Raw genomic sequence first — 951 nt, 5'->3', positions numbered from 1 at the left:
CGTGCCCGATTGCTTTATAAAGTATAAATTCCAACGAAAAGACTAAATCCAGCTGCAAGAAACATTGTAAAGGCAGTTGGTTTTCGTTTTTGAAATTCAGTAACCCCCATAACAAGAATCATGAGTCCCATTAACAACAAAACATAAGGTAATATTATTCCAGTTGTGCCAGTTATCAAACCATAACTGGATAAGGCTACTACTACAATCGCCAAAGTTATTCTAAGTATTTTCACTAGCACTTCCCCCTCAAAAATAAAATTAGGTCCTCAACAATATGGTCCGATCCATTAAAAAAGCGCGAGCCTTTACTCCAGAATCGCGCGCGATTATTTAACAGTGGTACGTCGTTTCTGAAACGATAGTATCAATTGAGTAATAAATTATAATAAAAATGTTTCACGTCTTTCTCATAACCAATTAATTCATATAAATGTTGTGCCTTGTGATTGTCCCTAGCTGTTTCTAGTGTTAATTCCTTTGCGCCTGTTTCTAAGGCGTATTCCTTTGCTTTTTGCATTAATCTCTTAGCTACTCCACTACGCCTCGCGGATTGATCAACATACAGATCATTTAAAATCCATACTTTTGCTAGATTTACTGATGAAAAGGATGGATAAAGCTGAACAAATCCTAATGGTCTTACAGAGCTTTCTTGTTTTTCGACTGCTAAAAAAATCACGGATTGTTGATTTTTCATTCTTTCACGAATAAACTTTTTTTCTTCCTCAACGTTTGAAGGTTGTTCGTAAAAGACCCTATATTTGTCAAAAAGGTCGACAACTAAATCTATTTGATCTAGGTCTGCTTTCATAAGCACAATGTTTTCACTATTAGTCATATTATTTTCCTCCAATCTTAAAGGTTACTAATCTTCATTCTATTTACGAAAATATTAAGTCTTATTCAGCCAAATTATCCTTGGCCCTTCTCCTTATTCAAGAAAAGCGC

At 34.8% G+C, this 951-nt stretch carries 2 protein-coding genes; both read right to left on the bottom strand.

The genetic code is table 11. The features are described 5' to 3' along the window. Positions 1-14 precede the first annotated feature (14 nt). Positions 15-236: a DUF3953 domain-containing protein gene (locus AC3G7N_RS20635; protein ID WP_489424039.1), complete on the bottom strand. Its 222-nt coding sequence runs from the start codon at positions 234-236 to the stop codon at positions 15-17. Positions 237-367: 131 nt separating this feature from the next. Beyond that, the gene (locus tag AC3G7N_RS20630) at positions 368-841 is read right to left on the bottom strand and encodes a GNAT family N-acetyltransferase (RefSeq protein ID WP_489424038.1); all 474 of its coding nucleotides are present in this window, start codon (positions 839-841) and stop codon (positions 368-370) included. Positions 842-951 lie beyond the last annotated feature (110 nt).

It is taken from the genome of Virgibacillus carmonensis (assembly GCF_057836705.1).
This window is presented reverse-complemented; position numbering and strand designations above follow the sequence as displayed.

Bases quoted from the DNA above. Each gene is read 5' to 3' on its own strand.
- AC3G7N_RS20630 (WP_489424038.1), bottom strand. From the start codon at position 841: ATGACTAATAGTGAAAACATTGTGCTTATGAAAGCAGACCTAGATCAA.